The sequence below is a fragment of the Acidocella sp. genome (assembly GCF_036489515.1).
In the GTDB taxonomy this organism is placed as follows: Bacteria; Pseudomonadota; Alphaproteobacteria; order Acetobacterales; family Acetobacteraceae; genus Acidocella.
Window position 1 is genome coordinate 1 of record NZ_DASXFO010000065.1, and the last position, 17,187, is coordinate 17,187.

Annotated in this window: 19 protein-coding genes; 7 read left to right on the top strand and 12 right to left on the bottom strand. The window is 63.9% G+C overall.

Annotated features, from left to right (window positions below; all coding sequences use genetic code 11):
* The 3 genes from VGG47_RS10200 to VGG47_RS10210 all read right to left on the bottom strand — a co-directional run.
* A partial coding sequence (locus VGG47_RS10200) for a large ribosomal subunit protein bL28 (protein ID WP_331538200.1) occupies positions 1–78 on the bottom strand: 78 nt, incomplete at its 3' end.
* A 93-nt stretch (positions 79–171) separates the two neighbouring features.
* On the bottom strand, positions 172–429 hold the full coding sequence (locus VGG47_RS10205) for a hypothetical protein (protein WP_331538103.1): 258 nt from the start codon (positions 427–429) through the stop codon (positions 172–174).
* A 71-nt stretch (positions 430–500) separates the two neighbouring features.
* Positions 501–2,393 carry an ABCB family ABC transporter ATP-binding protein/permease gene (locus VGG47_RS10210; protein ID WP_331538105.1) on the bottom strand — a complete coding sequence of 631 codons (1,893 nt, stop codon included), beginning with the start codon at positions 2,391–2,393 and terminating at the stop codon, positions 501–503.
* A gap of 9 nt (positions 2,394–2,402) precedes the next feature.
* On the opposite strand from VGG47_RS10210, the gene VGG47_RS10215 reads away from it, so the two are divergent.
* Positions 2,403–3,233 (top strand): NUDIX hydrolase, encoded by an 831-nt coding sequence (locus VGG47_RS10215; RefSeq protein WP_331538106.1) that lies wholly within the window; start codon positions 2,403–2,405, stop codon positions 3,231–3,233.
* A 147-nt stretch (positions 3,234–3,380) separates the two neighbouring features.
* On the opposite strand, the gene rlmN is transcribed toward VGG47_RS10215, so the two are convergent.
* Positions 3,381–4,538, bottom strand: a complete 1,158-nt coding sequence (rlmN, locus tag VGG47_RS10220; protein WP_331538108.1) for a 23S rRNA (adenine(2503)-C(2))-methyltransferase RlmN — start codon at positions 4,536–4,538, stop codon at positions 3,381–3,383.
* Positions 4,529–5,032, bottom strand: a complete 504-nt coding sequence (locus VGG47_RS10225; protein WP_331538110.1) for a hypothetical protein — start codon at positions 5,030–5,032, stop codon at positions 4,529–4,531. Before VGG47_RS10225 ends, rlmN begins: the two co-directional genes overlap by 10 nt.
* 118 nt (positions 5,033–5,150) lie before the next feature.
* On the opposite strand from VGG47_RS10225, the gene VGG47_RS10230 reads away from it, so the two are divergent.
* Positions 5,151–6,164, top strand: coding sequence for an aldo/keto reductase (locus VGG47_RS10230; RefSeq protein WP_331538112.1), 1,014 nt, complete (start codon positions 5,151–5,153; stop codon positions 6,162–6,164).
* 151 nt (positions 6,165–6,315) lie between these two features.
* On the opposite strand, the gene VGG47_RS10235 is transcribed toward VGG47_RS10230, so the two are convergent.
* A complete protein-coding gene (locus VGG47_RS10235; RefSeq protein ID WP_331538114.1) occupies positions 6,316–7,278 on the bottom strand; it encodes a D-2-hydroxyacid dehydrogenase in 963 nt (320 codons plus the stop codon).
* A gap of 167 nt (positions 7,279–7,445) precedes the next feature.
* Positions 7,446–8,711: a DUF445 domain-containing protein gene (locus tag VGG47_RS10240; protein WP_331538116.1), complete on the bottom strand. Its 1,266-nt coding sequence runs from the start codon at positions 8,709–8,711 to the stop codon at positions 7,446–7,448.
* Between the two features lie 87 nt (positions 8,712–8,798).
* Between VGG47_RS10240 and VGG47_RS10245 the strand changes: the two genes are divergently transcribed.
* The 3 genes from VGG47_RS10245 to VGG47_RS10255 are packed head-to-tail and all read left to right on the top strand — an operon-like array spanning position 8,799 to position 10,234.
* Complete coding sequence (locus VGG47_RS10245; RefSeq protein ID WP_331538118.1) at positions 8,799–9,089, top strand: hypothetical protein; 291 nt, start codon at positions 8,799–8,801, stop codon at positions 9,087–9,089.
* Positions 9,086–9,247 (top strand): hypothetical protein, encoded by a 162-nt coding sequence (locus VGG47_RS10250; protein ID WP_331538120.1) that lies wholly within the window; start codon positions 9,086–9,088, stop codon positions 9,245–9,247. Before VGG47_RS10245 ends, VGG47_RS10250 begins: the two co-directional genes overlap by 4 nt.
* 45 nt (positions 9,248–9,292) lie before the next feature.
* On the top strand, positions 9,293–10,234 hold the full coding sequence (locus VGG47_RS10255; RefSeq protein WP_331538122.1) for an MBL fold metallo-hydrolase: 942 nt from the start codon (positions 9,293–9,295) through the stop codon (positions 10,232–10,234).
* A 135-nt stretch (positions 10,235–10,369) separates the two neighbouring features.
* On the opposite strand, the gene VGG47_RS10260 is transcribed toward VGG47_RS10255, so the two are convergent.
* The 3 genes from VGG47_RS10260 to secD all read right to left on the bottom strand — a co-directional run bounded on the left by VGG47_RS10260 (position 10,370) and on the right by secD (position 13,748).
* A complete protein-coding gene (locus VGG47_RS10260; protein ID WP_331538124.1) occupies positions 10,370–11,137 on the bottom strand; it encodes an EAL domain-containing protein in 768 nt (255 codons plus the stop codon).
* Between the two features lie 111 nt (positions 11,138–11,248).
* Positions 11,249–12,196 (bottom strand): protein translocase subunit SecF, encoded by a 948-nt coding sequence (gene secF, locus VGG47_RS10265; protein ID WP_331538126.1) that lies wholly within the window; start codon positions 12,194–12,196, stop codon positions 11,249–11,251.
* A 10-nt stretch (positions 12,197–12,206) separates the two neighbouring features.
* Positions 12,207–13,748 carry a protein translocase subunit SecD gene (secD, locus tag VGG47_RS10270; RefSeq protein WP_331538203.1) on the bottom strand — a complete coding sequence of 514 codons (1,542 nt, stop codon included), beginning with the start codon at positions 13,746–13,748 and terminating at the stop codon, positions 12,207–12,209.
* A gap of 120 nt (positions 13,749–13,868) precedes the next feature.
* Between secD and VGG47_RS10275 the strand changes: the two genes are divergently transcribed.
* Positions 13,869–14,855, top strand: a complete 987-nt coding sequence (locus VGG47_RS10275; RefSeq protein WP_331538205.1) for a Gfo/Idh/MocA family protein — start codon at positions 13,869–13,871, stop codon at positions 14,853–14,855.
* Positions 14,856–15,000: 145 nt separating this feature from the next.
* Here the strand turns inward: VGG47_RS10275 and VGG47_RS10280 are convergent, their stop codons facing one another.
* Entirely contained in the window at positions 15,001–15,726 is a 726-nt protein-coding gene (locus VGG47_RS10280) for a GntR family transcriptional regulator (RefSeq protein ID WP_331538128.1), read from the bottom strand.
* A gap of 91 nt (positions 15,727–15,817) precedes the next feature.
* Complete coding sequence (locus VGG47_RS15655; RefSeq protein ID WP_408841879.1) at positions 15,818–15,868, bottom strand: prepilin-type N-terminal cleavage/methylation domain-containing protein; 51 nt, start codon at positions 15,866–15,868, stop codon at positions 15,818–15,820.
* Between VGG47_RS15655 and VGG47_RS10285 the strand changes: the two genes are divergently transcribed.
* On the top strand, positions 15,860–17,056 hold the full coding sequence (locus VGG47_RS10285) for a pyridoxal-phosphate-dependent aminotransferase family protein (RefSeq protein ID WP_331538130.1): 1,197 nt from the start codon (positions 15,860–15,862) through the stop codon (positions 17,054–17,056). The genes VGG47_RS15655 and VGG47_RS10285 overlap by 9 nt on opposite strands.
* Positions 17,057–17,187: the final 131 nt, after the last annotated feature.

The window sequence follows — 17,187 nt, forward strand, 5'->3', positions numbered from 1 at the left end:
GCGGGTCTTGTTGTTCGCATGGCTGACATTATTGCCAGCTTGCACGGTCTTTCCGGTCAGGTCACAACGGCGGGCCATAGCTCTATCCTCAAACGACGCAATAAACGCAAAGCGGGCTGGCAGGGGCCAGCCCGAAATTTCAGGCCTTATGGGCCAGAACGCCCCGGCTGGTCAAGCCTCGCCGGCGTGATCCTTGCCGGCTTTGTCGTGCATTTCGCCTGATTCGACGCTTTCGATCGCGTTGTTCAGGATCTGCACGATCACGTCGTCCGGGAGCGTGCGGCTGAGCAGGCCCATCGCACCGCCCAGCAACGCCGAGGCGATCGCCAGCGCGCTGACATTCTGCCCCATCATATATTCAATCGCCTTGTCCACCACCGATCCGGCAAGGTTCAGGTCCCGTTCCGGCGGCGCTTGTCTGTCTTCCATAGTCGATTCCACTAAAGCCTCTTTATCTATCTATCTGGTTGTTCTTCCGGCCCTTACCACCCGTGGCAAGATTATTCCGTGACCTCGGAGACGGATTTTAGCAGCGCCACGGCATCGGCCCCGGCAATATCCGCCGCCTCGTCCAGCTCGACCTGCGCCGCCCACATGCCGGCATAGACCCCACCTGCCTCCAGCAGCGCCGCATGGCTGCCGCGCTCGGCGATCTCGCCGCCCTTCAGCACCAGGATTTCATCCGCATCGGTGACGGTGGAGAGCCGGTGCGCGATCACCAGAGTCGTACGGTCGAAAGCCACCCGGCGCAGCGCCGAGCCGATCTCCTGCTCGGTGGCGGTGTCCAGCGCGCTGGTCGCCTCGTCCAGGATCAGGATTCGCGGGTTCTTCAGGATGGTGCGGGCGATCGCCACGCGCTGCTTCTCGCCGCCTGAAAGCTTCAAGCCGCGTTCGCCCACCTTGGTCTGGTAGCCCTGCGGCAGCGAGACGATGAAATCGTGGATCTGCGCAAAGCGCGCCGCCCGCTCGATCTCTTCCACACTCGCCCCGGGGCGGCCGTAGGAAATGTTGTAAAGGATCGTGTCGTTGAACAGCACGGTATCCTGCGGCACCACGCCGATGGCGCCGCGCAGGGAATGCTGCGTGTAGTCGTGCACATCCACGCCATCCACCAGGACCTGGCCCGACACCGTGTCATAGAAACGGAACAGCAGCCGGCTGATCGTGGATTTGCCCGAGCCGGTCGGCCCGACGATCGCCACCTTATGCCCAGCCGGCACGCTGAAGCTGACCCCTTTGAGGATCTCGCGATCGGGATTGTAGCCGAAATGCACGTTCTCGAAGCGCACTTCCGACGGCGCCCCCTGTGGTGCGAGAGTTTTCGCGCCCGGCTGATCGGTGACTTCCCGGTTGACGCGCAGCAGCGAAAACATCTGCTCCATGTCGATCAGCCCTTGATTCACCTGCAGGTAGACGAAGCCCAGGAAGTTGAGCGGCACGTAGAGCTGCATGAGATAGGTATTCACCAGCACGAACTGGCCGACCGTCATGGTGTGATGCACCACCCCGCGCGCCGCCATCAGCATCATCACCGCCAGCGCGAGCGAAATGATCGTCGCCTGGCCGATGTTGAGCATGTTCAAGGACACCTGGGATTTCACCGAGGCTTTCTCAAACCGTGCCAGGCTCTCGTCATAACGCCGGGACTCGTGAGCTTCATTCCCGAAATATTTGACCGTTTCGAAATTCAGCAGGCTGTCGATCGCCTTGGTCTGCGCCTCGTTATCGGTCTCGTTCATGGTCCGGCGGAATTTCGTGCGCCAGGCGGTGAAGGTGAAGGTGAACACCATATACATGCCAACCGCGGCAAAGGTGATGATCGCGTACCAGGCGTTGAACAGATGCCAGAGCACGCCGACGGTCAGCAGGAGCTCGATGATGGTGGGCAGAATGTTGAACGTCGCCATGCGCAGCACGTTCTGGATGCCCAGCGTCCCGCGCAGGATGATGTTGGAGAGCCCGCCGGTCTGCCGGTCCAGATGGAACCGCATCGCCAAGCCATGCAGATGTTCAAAGGTCTGGCGGGCGACGACGCGCGAGGCGCGCATCTGCACCGCGGCGAAAATCGCGTCGCGCAGTTCGCCGAACCCGGCCGCGGCGATGCGCACCAGCGCGTAAGCCACGATGATCGCCGCCGGCACCATCAGCGGCCCGACTTTCGGGGTCAGATGATCGATCGAGTGGGAATACAGGATCGGCACATAGACCGTCGCCACCTTGGCCAGCAGCATGGCGAGGCTGGCCAGCACCAGCCGTGCCCGCAGCCCCGGCTCGTTTTTCGGCCATAGATAGGGGGCCAGCGACAAGATGGTGGCCCAGGAGCCGCGCGATGGTTTGGCGGCAGCGGTTTTCGGCCCCGCATGGGGGTTGGCAGAGGCGGCGGAACGGGTCATGTCTGCGACATGGCACTAGACTCGCCGCTTGCAAAGCTCCTTCACCACATCGCAGCTGTTCACAGCGCCGATCTACCCGGCGACCGGCTCGTTTTCCGCGCTGGCCCGCACCAGATCGGTTTTCTGCATCCCGAACTGGCGGCCAGACTGGCGGCGCTCGAGCCCGGCATCACCGTAACGGCGGACACGGTGACGATGCCGCTGGCGCTGCTGCCGAAACTCAACCAGCTGGCCGCCTCGCTGGGCATTCCGCCGCGTCACGAAAATTTCGACATCCGGGAGGCCGCCGACAGCGCCGTGCTCGGCCTGCTGGACCGCGGCGCCCTGCCCAGCTTCGGGGTGATCGGCGTCGGCGTGCACCTCAACGGCCTGCTCCGCCGCGCCGATGGCTGGCATGTCTGGATCGGCAAGCGCGCCGCCGACAAGAAACTCGACCCGGGCAAGCTCGACAATCTGGTAGCGGGCGGCGTGCCGGCCGGGCTCTCGCCGTTCGAGACCCTGCTCAAGGAAGGCGAAGAGGAAGCCTCCCTGCCCGAGGCCGTGACCCGCAACGCCCGGCAGGTCGCCCGCTTCTCCTATAACATGGAACGCGAGGAAGGGCTGCGGCGGGACGTGGTCTATGTCTACGACCTGGAACTGCCGGAAGATTTCCATCCGCATCCGGCCGACGGCGAGGTCGAGCATTTCGAGCTCTGGTCCCTACCCCGCGTGCTGGAAGTCCTCGCCACCACCGATGATTTCAAATTCAACGTCGCCCTGGTGCTGATCGACCTGCTGATCCGTTTCGGCGTGATCGAAGGCGAGGCCGCCGCGACGCTACGGGCCGCACTCGCCAGCTAAAAAAGAAAGTGGCCGCTTTTTAAAAAAAGCGACGCAAAAATTTTTGTTATGCTGGGCCGTGGGCGTTGTCGGGGACACCGCCCATGGCCCAGCATAACAAAGTTTTTTTGCTACTTTTTGTTCACAAAAAGTAGGCCTTCCCTTGCCTTAAGCCTGCGGCTGAACGGCGGATTTGAGCTGCCCGCAAGCCGCCAGAATATCCTGGCCGCGCGGGGTGCGCACCGGCGCGGCGTAGCCGGCGTCCATCACGATGTCGGCGAATTTGCGGATCGCCGCTGGCGTGCTCGTCTCGTAGGTGCTGCCGGGCCAGGGGTTGAACGGGATCAGGTTCACCTTCGCCGGCAGCCCGGCGATGAGCTTCACCAGCGCCCGCGCATCGGCCTCGGAATCGTTCAGGTCCTTCAGCATCACATATTCGAAGGTGATGCGCCGCGCGTTCGAGGCGGCGGGGTAGCGGCGGCAGGCGGCGATCAGCTCGGCGATCGGGTATTTGCGGTTGAGCGGCACAAGTTCGTCGCGCAGCTCGTCGCGCACGGCATGCAGCGAGACCGCGAGGTTCACGCCCAGCTCCTCACCGGCCTTGTCCATCATCGGCACCACGCCGGAGGTGGACAGAGTGATGCGCCGCCGCGACAGCGCGATGCCTTCACCGTCCATGATGATTTTCATCGCTTTCGCGACGTTTTCATAATTGTACAGCGGCTCGCCCATGCCCATCAGCACGATGGTGGAGAGCAAACGCGGGGTCTCGCCCTTGGGGCTAGGCCATTCGCTATAGGCGTCGCGCGCGGCCATGAACTGGCCGACGATCTCCGCCGCCGAGAGGTTACGCGCCAGGCGTTGCGTGCCGGTATGGCAGAAGCGGCAGGAGAGGGTGCAGCCAACCTGCGAGGAGATGCAGACGGCGCCGCGATCTTCCACCGGGTCGGGGATGTAGACGGTTTCCACTGCCTCGTGATCACGGAAGCGGAACAGGAATTTGCGGGTCTCGTCCTGCGACAGCTGGTCCGCGGCCACCTCCGGCCGGCTGATGACGAATTTTTCCGCAAGCTTTTCCTGCAGCGGCCGGGCGATGGTGCTCATCGCCGAAAATTCGCGCACGCCCTGGTGATAGATCCAATGCCAGAGCTGCTTGGCGCGGAAGGGTTTTTCGCCCGCCTTTGCCATTTCGTCCGCGAGTTCTTCGCGTGACAGCCCCACCAGGTCGCGTCGCCCGTCCGGCAGCACATTGGCCGGCGGCGCGAACAAGGCCGCCTTGGCGAGGATCCGTTCGCGTTCGGTGGCGGTGAGCTCGGTTACGAGCATGCGCTGCTGATCGCGCTATAGGCGCCCGAAAAACCGGCCAGCGAGAAATCGTCGGTCACCATATGGCCGTGCGGCGTGGAGCCTTGGGCCTGCGCGGAAGCGCCGTTGCGGAAGGCAGCGACCGCGCCGGGGCCGTCAGCGGTGAAGGCGGTGTCGCCCTGGGTGTAGAAATCCATCGCGTGGCCGTTCACGCTGATGCTTACCTTGGCATCCTTGGGATAGGGGTAGCCGGCGGTCAGCGTCACCTCGTCATGCACGCCGCGGCGCTCGGTCACGGTCAGCATTACCGCGCCGCGTTTGGCGATCGCCGGATCGGAGTGCATGGCGTTGGTGAAGGCGTAGCAGGCCTTGTCCGCGCCGCTGCCATAGGTGGCGGCCGTCCAGTCGCCGAACTTGCCGCCATTCGGCCCCAGAGCGGTCGGCCCGCCTGCGGCAAGAGCCAAGCTGGGGGCGAGGAAAAACAGCGTGGAGAGGATCGATTTCGTGCGCGTCATGGGCCATCCCATACTCCAAAGCCGAGGCCGCTCACAAGCAGCGCATGGCTGCGTTTTGCGGGTTGGAAATATCGCTGTAATGCCTAAATAACGCGAACCTTAGTTCAAGGAGAGATTAATGAGCATGAAGACGAGCCTGCCGACTGTGCCGTTCGGCAAGACCGGTATGAACATCACCCGGGTGGGCTTCGGCTCTTGGGCCATTGGCGGCGGCGATTGGGCGGTTGGCTGGGGCGACCAGGAGGATAAGGATTCCATCCAGGCGATCCAGCATGCCGTCGCACGCGGCGTGAACTGGATCGACACCGCGGCGATCTACGGCCTCGGCCGGTCGGAAGAGGTCGTGGCGGCAGCGATGCGCGACATTCCCAAATCGGAGCGCCCGTTCATTTTCACCAAATGCGGCCTGATCGGCGACAAGGCCAACCCGAACGAGCTGCCCAAGCGCATCGGCGCCCCCGCCAGCATCCGCCGGGAAGTCGAAGAGTCGCTGAAGCGCCTGGAGGTTGAGCAGATCGACCTGTACCAGATGCACTGGCCGACCAATGACGGCACCACGATCGAGGAATACTGGCAGGTGCTGCTGGACCTTAAGAAGGAAGGCAAGATCCGCGCCGCCGGCCTCTCCAATCACAATGTCGAGCAGCTCACGGCGGCCGAGAAGCTCGGCCATGTCGACACGCTGCAGCCGCCTTTCTCCGCCATCAAGCGCGAAGTCGGCGACAAGGAGCTGGCCTGGTGCCACAAGCACGACACCGGCGTGATCGTGTACAGCCCGATGCAGGCCGGCCTGCTGACCGGCGCCTTCAGCAAGGAACGCGTCGCCGCTCTGCCGAAGAACGACTGGCGCTCGCGCAATGCCGAGTTCACCGAGAATCTCGACAAGAACCTCGCCGTCGCCGTGGCGATGGCGAAGGTGGCGGCGCGCTACGACGTCTCCACCGCGTCCGTGGCCGTGGCCTGGACGCTGGCTTGGCCGGGTGTGACCGCCGCGATCGTGGGCGCGCGCAGCCCCAAGCAGGTGGATGGCTGGCTCGCCGCCGCTTCGCTGACCCTCACCACAGCCGACATGGCAGAAATCGGCGCGGTGATTTCGTCGTCCGGCGCTGGTACGGGCCCGGCTAAGCCGTAAGCGTAGGAAGTGAAGGCTACTTTTTGTGAACAAAAAGTAGCAAAAAAACTTTGCTAACCTGGGCCAGGGGCGTTGTCGGGGACAACGCCCCTGGCCCAGCATAAAAGAAGTTTTTGCGCCGCTTTTTTCAAAAAGCGGCTGCTTTCCTTTTCTAGTACCCCAACGCGCGGTCGATCGCGGTCGGCGCTTTTTCGCCCGCCGCCAGCGCGGCCAGGTTTTTCTTGAAGAGTTGCAGCGTTAGCGTGTTGTAGGTGGCGGGATCGTCCGACGACATATGCGGCGTGATGATCAGGTTTTTCGTGGTCCAGGCGCGGTGGCCCGGCGGCAGCGGCTCGGTGTGAAACACGTCGAGGATCGCCCCGCCGAGTGTTTCGGCCTCGAGCGCGTCGAGCAGCGCCTCCTCGTCCACCAGTCGCCCCCGGCCGATATTGATGACGCCCGCCCCCTTAGGCAGTTTTGTGATCCGTTCGGCGGACAGCAGGTTGCGCGTATCGGGCGTCAGCGGGCAGGCCAGGAGCAGAATATCGGTTTCGGGGAGAACCGCGTCGAGGTCCGCCGTGGTCAGGGTGCGGGCGCAATGCGGGTGCGGCGCGCCGGAGCGGCTTACGCCGGTGACCTGCATGCCAAGGCGGCTGGCCTGCATTGCCGCGGCGCCGCCCAGGCTGCCCAGGCCCACCACGGTCAGCCGGTGGTTTTTGGCGACGCCGCACAGCTCGTGGTGCCAATGCTGTTCGCGCTGTGCCTTGGCCATGCGCGGCATGGCGTTCACCAGCATCAGGATCGCCATCAGCGCGTATTCGCCGGCTTTGTCGCTATGTGCGCCGCGATTGTTCATGATCACCACTTCGGGCGGGATGCGGTCGAAGGGCTGCAGGCTGTCCATCCCGGCGGAGGTGAGCTGCAGCAGGCGCAATTTCGGCGCCGCGAACAGATCGAGCTTCTTCATCCCCCGCGTCGGCGCGATGAGCGCCTCGACGGTCTCCGCCTGGGCGAGAAAGTCCGCACCCGTGCTGCCGATGGTGACGCGGTGCCCGGAAATGCCGGCGGCGTCCCACTCGGCGTGGTCCATCGGCTTGTCGAATTTGTCCAGCTCGTTGTGGATATGAATGTGCATCTTGTCGGCGAATCCTTGGTGGTTAAAAGAGGCCGCTTTTTGAAAAAAGCGGCGCAAAAACTTTTGTTATGCTGGGTCATGGGCGTTGTCGCCGACAACGCCCATGACCCAGCATAACAAAGTTTTTTTGCTACTTTTTGTTCACAAAAAGTAGCCTTCCCTTCGCTTTAATGGCCATGCCCCGGCAGCGCCAGGAGCAAAAGACTGATCAGCGCGCCGAGCAGGAAGCCGACCAGCGTGCCGTTGACGCGGATATATTGCAGGTCTTTGCCGACGCGCAGCTCCAGTTTCTCGGTGATGGTCGCGGCGTCCCAGGCGCCGATCACCTGGCCGATGAAGTCCGCCACCTGGGTCTGCGCCGCAGGCAGCAAATTGACGACCAGCCGCTCCACCGTGCCGTTGACCCGGGCACGCGCCATCTCGTCGCGCCCCAAAACCTCGCCGAGGCTGGCCAGCGCCGATTCGATCACCGCGACGGTGCGGCCATGCGGCCTCATGGCATCCTCCTCCAGCGCGCGGCGCAGCCGGGCCCACACATCCCAGGCCCAGGCCTTGACCGTGTCATGCGCGAGAATGCCCTGGAGCGAGTGGCCGAGCTCGGTGGCGCGCGCCGGGTCGGTCTCGAGTTTTGCGATCTCCCGGCGGGCCCATTCGTCGAACGCGTCGCGCATCTCGGAACTGTCCGGGCTGACGCGGTCCAGCTCCTGGTTGACCGCGCTCAGCACGCGGGAGGCGACGTTGGCGCCGATCGCCCAGCCGACCAGACGGCCGCCCTGTTCACGCACACGCTCCTTGATCGCCTCGCGCAGGGGTTCCTCCTGCGCTGAAAGAGTGTCTTTCAACTGATTGAGAATGAATGAGAAAACCTCCTGGTGCCGGCCGCCTTCGACGAGCCCGGCCAAGACCCGTGCCACCACCACCCCGCCGGCGCGACCGCCGATCAGGCGCGGCAGCAGGCGCGCCAGCAGACGTCGGGCACGGCCATCCTCGATGGTCGCCAGCAGTTTCGGCAGCATCCCCGCCAGAGCTTCGGCGGCCGGATGCGTCGCCGCCGGATCGGCCAGGAAGCGCTGCAGGATGCCCGGCGAATCGAGGGTCGTCAGAAACTTGCGGATATCCGCCTCGGTGAACACATGGTTGGCGACGAAACGGCCGAGCGCATTGCCCAGGCGTTCCTTCTGCGCCGGCAGGATCGCGGTGTGCGGGATCGGCAGGCCGAGCGGATGGCGGAACAAAGCGGTGACCGCGAACCAGTCCGCCACGCCGCCGATGAACCCGGCTTTCGCCGCGTCGCGCAGCAGGCCGGACCAGAAGCCGTCGGGCAGCGCGTAGCCGATCGCCGTCAGCGCCGCCATCAGCACGAGCAGGCCGGAGGCGAACAGCCTGTGCCGGTTAAAGGAGGCGCGCAGGCTGGCATCCGGATCCGTCGTCATGCGGCCAAACTACAGGCTTGTGTCAGAGGCGCAAACTCGGCGCTACGGGGGGAAGCAGGAGGCGAGCGAAGGAGAAGGCTTCTTTTTGTGAACAAAAAGAAGCAAAAAAACTTTATTTATGCTGGGCCATGGGCGTTGTCGCCGACACCGCCCATGGCCCAGCATAACCAAAAGTTTTTGCGCCGCTTTTTTCAAAAAGCGGCTTCTTTCTTGTCTAAAGCGTGGTTGATCTCACTCCCCATGGTCGAGTCGCATTTTTCTTGCGCTCTCGGCGGGTTCGGGCGCATTCTTGCGGTGAAGAAACAAGGCGAAACTGCCGGAAAACCGGCGGACTTCGCAGTTTTGAAGTGCAGGTCGTTTCGAGGTGCAGGGTCATGAATACAAACGATTATCAGACCAGCCATAGGCCGATGCCCCGGGCGCCACACAAGCCGCGCCGCCGCTCCGATCGGCCGGGCCTGGCCGCCGCCGCGCTCGCCATTGTTTGCGTGGCGGGCGTGTTCGGGGTGCTGGGGCTGCTTTATTCCCTGGGGTAAACTCCGGCCGTTTACAGCTTGCGCCGCGCTCCGCATGATGCGCTCATGCCGTTCCTTACCGAAGCCGAGCCGCCGCGCGGCGTGCCCCTCGACGTGCTGCCGGGAATCCGCCGCATCGTCGCCCGCAACCCCAGTGTCATGACCTATCAGGGCACCAACACCTACCTCATCGACGCGGGGGACGGACTGACCGTGCTCGACCCCGGACCGGAAGACGCGCAGCATGTGCAGGAGATTCTCGCCGGGGCGGGGGACGTGCCGATCCGCCGTATTCTGCTCACGCACACGCATCGCGACCATTTTGGCGCGGTGGCGGCGTTGCAGGAGGCGGCCGGTGCGCCGGTCTATGCCTACAAGCACAGTGCCAAGCCCGATTTCACACCGGACATGCCGCTTGGCGACGGCGATAGCGTGGCCGGGCTGACGGCGCTTTTCACGCCCGGCCATGCCGCCGACCATCTATGCTTCGCCTATCGGCCGCATGAGGGGAGCAAAATATTGTTCAGCGGCGATCACGTGATGTCCTGGTCATCCTCGATCGTCAGCCCGCCGGATGGCGACATGCAGGCCTATTACCGTTCGCTGGAGCGGCTGCTGGACCGGGATGACGAGCTGTATTTAAGCGGCCATGGCCCGGCGCTGCCGGAACCGCGCACGCTGGTGCGGGAACTGCTGGGGCACCGGCAGCGGCGCGAGGGGACGATCTTGCGCCAGTTGGAAGAGCAGGATTGGAGCATCGCCGCACTGGCAGCCCGCCTGTACGCGAAAACCGATCCCTTCCTGAAGGTAGCGGCGCAGCGCAATGTGCTGGCGCATCTGCTGAAGCTGACCGCCGAAGGACGCGCGACGGAGCTGGAACCCGATACGCAACTGCCCCCCGATGCGCCGGCGATCCAGGCCCCGCCGGGCGAGGTGCAGCGCGAAAGCGGGGGCGCGATGACGATGATGCAGCGCGACGCGCTGCGGCGGTTTGGGCTGGTTAGATAGAAGAAAGTAGCCGCTTTTTAAAAAAAGCGGCGCAAAAATTTTTTGCGATGCTGGGCCTGGGGCGTTGTCGCTGACAACGCCCCAGGCCCAGCATAATAAAGTTTTTTTGCTACTTTTTGTTCACAAAAAGTAGGCTTACCTTCGCCAAGCGCTCTCCAGCGTCCCGTCGGAATGCTTCAGCAGGAAGGTCTGTAACTCCTCGGCCGCGAGCGGGTGCGAGAACAGGAAGCCCTGGCCATGGGTGACGCCGAGCCGGCGCATGCGCTCGCAGAGTTCCTTGGTTTCGATGCCTTCGGCGATCACCATCTGGCCGTTGGCTGTGGCCTGGGCGACGATGTCGCGGATGAAATCCTCGTCGCCGCCGGCGGTGCTGACGACCACGCTCCGGTCGAGTTTCACGGCGCGGATCGGCATTGCCATCAGCGCCGGCAGGTTCGGGGTTTCCGGCGTGATGTCGTCGAGTGCCAGCCCGTAGCGGGCGCTGCGCAGGGCGGTGATCGCCGCGCCGGCGGCCTGCAGGTCGCGCACCGGCTGCTGTTCGGTCAGCTCGAAACGGATGTTCTGCGCGGCCAGGGCGGACTGCGCCCGTACAGCCTCGATCTGGGCCATCAGCTGCGGGTGGAGCATGGCATCGAGGGGCAGGTTGAAGGCGATCGACAGGTTGGAGCGGCCGAAATGGAAGGCGTCATACTCCGCCAAGGCGTGGCGCATGATGCAGCTGGTGAGGTGCATCGAGCGTTCGGCCCCGTTCATCGCATGGATGACGGCGTCAGACCCCACCGTGCCGTCGCCGGCCTCGGCACGGGTCAGGACCTCGACGTAAGAGGGACATAGATCAGCCAGCCGGACGATCGGCTGGTAATAGACACGCAGTGAAGCGATTAGCGCCCGATCGGAAAGCATCGACTGATTTGTCTAAAAAATAGAGTATACGAGAGTAATTTTCGCATACTCTATGCATTAACAACTTTCCGAGAAGGATGCGATAAAAATATGGAAACCTATACTACTTTGTCAGGTGGATTTAACCTTTGGCAGGGCGCTAGTGCGGCGCAGTTTGCGCTCGCCCAGGAACAGCAGGATCGGTGCGGCGATGAAAATCGACGACGAAGTGCCGACGACAATGCCGAACAGCATGATCCAGGCGAAGCCAGACAAAGCCGAGCCGCCGAACAAGGCCAGCGGCAAAGCGGCCAGAAACACCGTGCCGGAGGTGCCCAGGGTCCGGTTCAGCGTCTCATTGATGGATAAATCGATCAGCTCGCGCAGCGGCATGGATTTATATTTGCGCAGGTTCTCGCGCACCCGGTCATAGACCACCACCTTGTCGTTGGTGGAATAGCCGATGATGGTGAGAATCGCGGCGATGGTCACCAGGTCGAAGGGGATGCGGGTGATGACCATGAAGCCGATCGTCTTGGTCGTATCGAGGATCAGCGTCGTCACCGCGCCGGCCGCGAACTGCCATTCGAAGCGGAACCAGATATAGGCCAGGATCATCACGAAGCTGAGGCCCAGCGCCTCCAGCCCCTGGGTGAAAAGCTGCTGGGAGACCGAGGCGCCGATCGCCTGGGTGCTGAGGATTTTCGCCCCCGGTGCGGCCGTCGACAAAGCGGTCTCGACCTCGGCGATGGCGGTTTGCGTGGCTTGTGCGTTGGCGCGGCTTTCCAGGCTGATCAGCACGCCCGTGCCGCCCTGGCCAAAACTCTGAAGTGCTGCGTCAGCCAGCCCGGCATGGGCGAGGGCGGCGCGCAGCTGCGGAAAATCCGCGGCTTGCTGGGTCTGCACCTGGAGCACCACGCCGCCGCGGAAATCCAGGCCGAGGTTGAGGCCGGGATAGAAGAACAGAAGAACCGAGGCGCTGGACAGCACCGCCGAGACGATCAGCCCGGCGAAGCGGCCGTTCATGAAGCGGATCTTCGTCCCGTCGGGAACGAAACGGAACATCGGTTTTACGAACATGATCGGTCTCTCAGACGGGGAGCGAGGAGGGGCGGCGCGCGGTATACCAGCGCGACGTGATCAACCGCACCAGCACCGTGGCGGTGAACATGGTGGTGACGATGCCGACGCAGATGGTCACGGCGAAGCCGCGCACCGGCGGCGAGCCGAAGATGAACAGGGTGATGTGAGCCAGCAGCGTCGTCACGTTACTGTCGATGATCGTGCCGTAAGCGCGCTTGTAGCCGGCTTCGAGGGCGGCGAGGGGCTTGCGGCCGGCCTTCACCTCCTCGCGCACGCGCTCGTTGATGAGCACGTTGGCGTCCACCGCCATGCCGAGCGTGAGCAGGATGCCGGCCATGCCGGGCAGGGTCAGCGTGGCGCCCATGGCGGAGAGGATCGCCAGCATGATCACGAGGTTCATCACCAGCGCGACGTTCGCGAACCAGCCGAACAGGCCGTAGAACAGGCCCATGAAGCAGAGCACCAGGATGAACCCGGCGCCGAGCGAGAGCGCGCCGTCGCGGATCGCATCGGCGCCGAGTTCCGGCCCCACGCTCTGCTCCTCGACGATGTTCAGCGGCGCGGGCAGGGCGCCGGCGCGCAGCAGCAGCGCGAGGTTGGTCGCCGACTGCGCGGTGAAATTGCCGTTGATCATGCCGCTGCCGCCGGTGATCGGCTCCTGGATGACCGGCGCCTCGATGATCTTGCCGTCGAGCACGATGGCGAACAACTTGCCGACATTGGCGGTGGTGACATCGGCGAATTCGCGGGCGCCGACCGAGTTTAGGGTGAAATTCACGACCCATTGCCCGGTCTGCGGGTCGGTGGAGGCCTGGGCGTCTTCCAGGCTGGCGCCGTCCACGGCGACGTTGGAGAACACGTCCATGGTCTGCGTCGGGTCGCTGGCCATCGGCAGCTGCTCGTCGCCGAGCGGCACGTTGGGTCCGGGTGCCGCGTTCGGGTCGACCATCTGGAAGGTCATGTGCGCGGTGGTGCCGATCAGCGTGCGGATGCGCTCAGGGTCGGAAATGCCGGGCAGCTGCACGACGATCTCGTCGGTTCCCTGCCGGGCAATGGTCGGGTTGAGCACGCCCGAGGCGTCGATGCGGCGCTGGATGATGGTGATGGATTGCTGCACCGCCTGCGATTCGCGGGCGATCAGCGCCGTTTGCGGTATGGTGAGATAGGCGGTGGTGCCGGCGGTGGTGACGTCGAGTTCGGCGAGGCCGCTATTGGGGTTGTAAGTGACGAGCTTGCCCAGCGCCGCCTGTGCCGCGGAGGCATCCCCGGCGTTCAGTAGGCTAACCTCGACGCGGTGATTGGCGGGATCGGCGTGCAGCTCAGTATAGCCGAGTCCGGCGCCGCGCATGGACTGACGCGCCTGGTCGACCAAGGAGTTCAGCTCCTGCTTCTCGACCGAAGCGAAATCGATCTGCAGGAGCAGATAGCTGCCGCCGCGCAGGTCGAGGCCGAGATGCACCTGGGTCCAGGGCAGGAAGCTGGGCAAACCTCCAGGCCGGGTCGCCAGATTCGGCAGGCTCAGCAGAATGCCGAGCGCGCAGAGCAGCATGATCCCTAAACTCTTGGCACGCGTAAAATACAGCACGTTGGCTCCGCAACTCTTGGAAACGTCTGCGGTATGGCCGCGCTCCCGGTTGCGCGCAACCCCGGCTGGCGATACCAGCATATCATGGCACAACGCTTGAACGTCGGATTGATCGGGGCGGGGCATTTCGGCCGCTACCATGCGCTGAAACTGGCGGGGGCCACGCGCGCCAAACTGGTCGGCCTGGCCGACCCGGATGCCGAGCGCGCCAAAGCCGTGGCCTGGGAGGCTGGCTGCCCGGTGCGCAGCGTCGACGAGCTGCTGGCGGCCGCGGACGCGATCATCATCGCCGCCCCGGCGGAATTCCATTTCGACCTGACCGCGCGCGCCTTGCGTGCCGGCAAGCACGTGCTGGTGGAAAAGCCGATCGCCGCGACCCTGGACCAGGCGGTGGAACTGGCCGGCATCGCGGCCGAGACAGGGCTGGTGCTGCAGGTCGGCCATCTGGAGCGGTTTTCGGCGGCGCATGGCGCGCTTACCGCGCGCATGGGCACGCCGCTTTACATCGAGGCGGTGCGCATCGCCCCGTTCAAGCCGCGCGGCACCGATGTGTCGGTGATCCTTGACCTGATGATCCACGATCTCGACCTGATCCTGGCGCTGACCGATGCGCCGATCCTGCATGTCGACGCGGTGGGCGCGCCGGTGGCCAGCGCCCATGACGACATCGCCAATGCCCGCATCCGCTTCACCAACGGCGCGGTGGCGACCATCACCGCCAGCCGCATCTCGCTGAAGACCGAGCGCAAGATGCGGATTTTTTCGCGCACCGGCTATCTCTCCGTGGATTTCGCGGCGCGCAAACTCAGCCTGGTGGGGCGCGATATCGGCATGAAGCTGCCGGGCTTCGAGGAATTCGGGATCGAGCAGGCCGGCTGGCAGGACCACGACGCGCTCGCCGCCGAACATGAGGCCTTCTTTGCCTCGGTGCTGGACGGCGCGCCGGTGGTGGTGGACGCCGAAGCTGGCCGGCGCGCGCTGGAGGCGGCCTTGGCCGTGAGCGCAGCGATCGCCGAAAGCCGGGCCATGGCCGAAGCCTCCGGCCTGGTTGGGCCGTTTATCCCTGCCTAAGCAAGGGAAGGCTACTTTTTGTGAACAAAAAGTAGCAAAAAAACTTTATTATGCTGGGCTATGGGCGTTGTCCGTGACAACGCCCATAGCCCAGCATAGCCAGAAGTTTTTGCGCCGCTTTTTTCAAAAAGCGGCTGCTTTCTTCCTACTCGCTAACGCTCTCCCGCGCGGCGATCTGCTTGTTGCGTAAGTGCTTGAACAGGATGTCGCTCAGCTCCGCGCCGGCGCGGCGGCGCAGGGCGTCGAGGATGGCTTCGTGTTCGCGCACCGCTTCGGCCCAGCGGTCGCGCTTGGCGTCGAGATTGGCGGCGTAGCGCAGCCGCCTGATTTGTCCGGCGACGGTGGCGTACATGCCGGTGAGGGCGCGGTTGCCGGCGGCGTCGACAATCTTCTGGTGGATTTCCTGGTTGGAGCGGAAATACTCGTGCAGGTCGCGGCGCAGGTAGAAGCCGTACATTTCGTGATGCAGAGCCTCGATTTCGGCGTATTGCGCCTGGCTCATCGATTCGCAGGCGAGCCGCCCGGCGAGTGCTTCGAGCCCGCCCATCACGTCGAAGAGTTCCTTATAGTCCTCGGCCCGGAGCGCCCGCACCCGCGCGCCGCGGTTGGGCAGCAGGTCGACCAGCCCTTCCGAGGCCAGAACTTTCAGTGCCTCGCGCAACGGCGTGCGGGAGACGCCAAATTGCGTGCAAAGCTCCCGCTCGGGGATCCGTGCGCCATCGCTCAGATTGCCCTCGACGATATAGTCGCGCAGCCGCGCCAGAACCTCGTCGTGCAGCGAGGCTTTGGACGGTTCGGCGCGCGTTGCCGCCGGTGGGGCGGTGATTTCTGCGAGCGAATCGTTCAGCGGCAGAATTTTTGTGTCGGACATGGCGTTTTATAACTGGATTCTTGCTTTGCGTCGATCAGAACCATTTATAATTGAATGCAAAATTAGCTTTCTTTTTTGACGATTAAATGCATTATGTGGCGAGCGCCACCACCAACTCCGCAAGGGAGAAACCATGAGCCATTCACAGGGCCAACATTTTCTGCAAATTCCGGGTCCGAGCCCGGTGCCTGAGCGCGTCATGCGCGCCATGGACCGGCAGGTCATCGACCATCGCGGTCCGACCTTCCAGAAGCTCGGCCAGGACGTGCTGGCGGGCTGCCAGCTTGTGTTCAAGACGAAACAGCCCGTCATCATTTTCCCCTCCTCGGGCACCGGCGCCTGGGAGGCGGCGATCGTCAACACGCTCTCGCCCGGCGACAAGGTGCTGATGTGCGAGACCGGGCATTTCGCCACGCTGTGGCAGCAGATGGCCAAGCGCTTTGGGCTCGAGGTCGAGTTTCTGCCCGGTGACTGGCGCCGCGGCGCCGATGCGGCGGCGATCGAGGCGAAGCTCGCCGAGGACAAGACGCACAGCTTCAAGGCCGTGATGGTCGTGCATAACGAGACCTCCACCGGGGCCACCAGCCGCATCGGCGCGATTCGCAAGGCGATCGACAATGCCAAACACCCGGCGCTGTTCCTGGTGGACACCATCTCCTCGCTCGGCTCGGTGGATTTCCGCCATGACGAATGGGGCGTGGATGTCACCGTCAGCTGCTCGCAAAAAGGCCTGATGCTGCCGCCGGGCCTCGGCTTCAACGCCATCTCCGAGAAGGCGCGCGCGGCCGCCAAAACCAACAAGATGCCGCGTTCCTATTGGGACTGGGAAGAAATGCTGAAGCCCAACGCCAGCGGCTTCTTCCCCTACACCCCCGCGACCACGCTGCTCTACGGCCTGCAGGAAGCCCTCGCCATGCTCCAGGAGGAAGGGCTGGACCAGGTGTTCCGCCGCCACCACCGCCTGGCCGCCGCCACCCGCGCCGCCGTGCGCGCCTGGGGGCTCGAAGTGCTCTGCGTCGAGCCGTCCGAATACTCGCCGGTGCTGACCGCGGCGCTGATGCCCGAAGGCCACGACGCCGACCGCTTCCGCAAGATCACGCTGGAAACGTGCAACCTCTCGCTCGGCACCGGTCTGGCCAAGCTGGCCGGCAAAGTGTTCCGCATCGGCCATCTCGGCGATTGCAACGAGGTGGTGCTGCTCGGCGCACTGGCGGGAATCGAGCGCGGCCTGTCCGCCGCCGGCGTGCCACACAAGCCGGGCGGCGTAACGGCGGCAATCGCCGATCTCGCCGGCCGCAACGATGTCGAGGCAACGCTCGCCGCCGAATAGAGAGGAAGGGAAGGCTACTTTTTGTGAACAAAAAGTAGCAAAAAAACTTTGTTAATTTGGGCCATGGGCGTTGTCGGTGACAACGCCCATGGCCCAGTGGAGCAAAAATTTTTGCGCCGCTTTTTTTAAAA

Coding starts and splice junctions, on each gene's coding strand:
- VGG47_RS10210 (WP_331538105.1), bottom strand. CDS start 2,393: ATGACCCGTTCCGCCGCCTCTGCCAACCCCCATGCGGGGCCGAAAACC.
- VGG47_RS10225 (WP_331538110.1), bottom strand. CDS start 5,032: ATGACGCGCACGAAATCGATCCTCTCCACGCTGTTTTTCCTCGCCCCC.
- VGG47_RS10275 (WP_331538205.1), top strand. CDS start 13,869: ATGGCACAACGCTTGAACGTCGGATTGATCGGGGCGGGGCATTTCGGC.
- VGG47_RS10255 (WP_331538122.1), top strand. CDS start 9,293: ATGCCGTTCCTTACCGAAGCCGAGCCGCCGCGCGGCGTGCCCCTCGAC.
- secF (WP_331538126.1), bottom strand. CDS start 12,196: ATGTTCGTAAAACCGATGTTCCGTTTCGTTCCCGACGGGACGAAGATC.
- VGG47_RS10205 (WP_331538103.1), bottom strand. CDS start 429: ATGGAAGACAGACAAGCGCCGCCGGAACGGGACCTGAACCTTGCCGGA.
- secD (WP_331538203.1), bottom strand. CDS start 13,748: ATGCTGCTCTGCGCGCTCGGCATTCTGCTGAGCCTGCCGAATCTGGCG.
- VGG47_RS10285 (WP_331538130.1), top strand. CDS start 15,860: ATGAGCCATTCACAGGGCCAACATTTTCTGCAAATTCCGGGTCCGAGC.
- VGG47_RS10215 (WP_331538106.1), top strand. CDS start 2,403: ATGGCACTAGACTCGCCGCTTGCAAAGCTCCTTCACCACATCGCAGCT.
- rlmN (WP_331538108.1), bottom strand. CDS start 4,538: ATGCTCGTAACCGAGCTCACCGCCACCGAACGCGAACGGATCCTCGCC.
- VGG47_RS10240 (WP_331538116.1), bottom strand. CDS start 8,711: ATGACGACGGATCCGGATGCCAGCCTGCGCGCCTCCTTTAACCGGCAC.
- VGG47_RS10235 (WP_331538114.1), bottom strand. CDS start 7,278: ATGCACATTCATATCCACAACGAGCTGGACAAATTCGACAAGCCGATG.
- VGG47_RS10230 (WP_331538112.1), top strand. CDS start 5,151: ATGAGCATGAAGACGAGCCTGCCGACTGTGCCGTTCGGCAAGACCGGT.
- VGG47_RS10280 (WP_331538128.1), bottom strand. CDS start 15,726: ATGTCCGACACAAAAATTCTGCCGCTGAACGATTCGCTCGCAGAAATC.
- VGG47_RS10260 (WP_331538124.1), bottom strand. CDS start 11,137: ATGCTTTCCGATCGGGCGCTAATCGCTTCACTGCGTGTCTATTACCAG.
- VGG47_RS10250 (WP_331538120.1), top strand. CDS start 9,086: ATGAATACAAACGATTATCAGACCAGCCATAGGCCGATGCCCCGGGCG.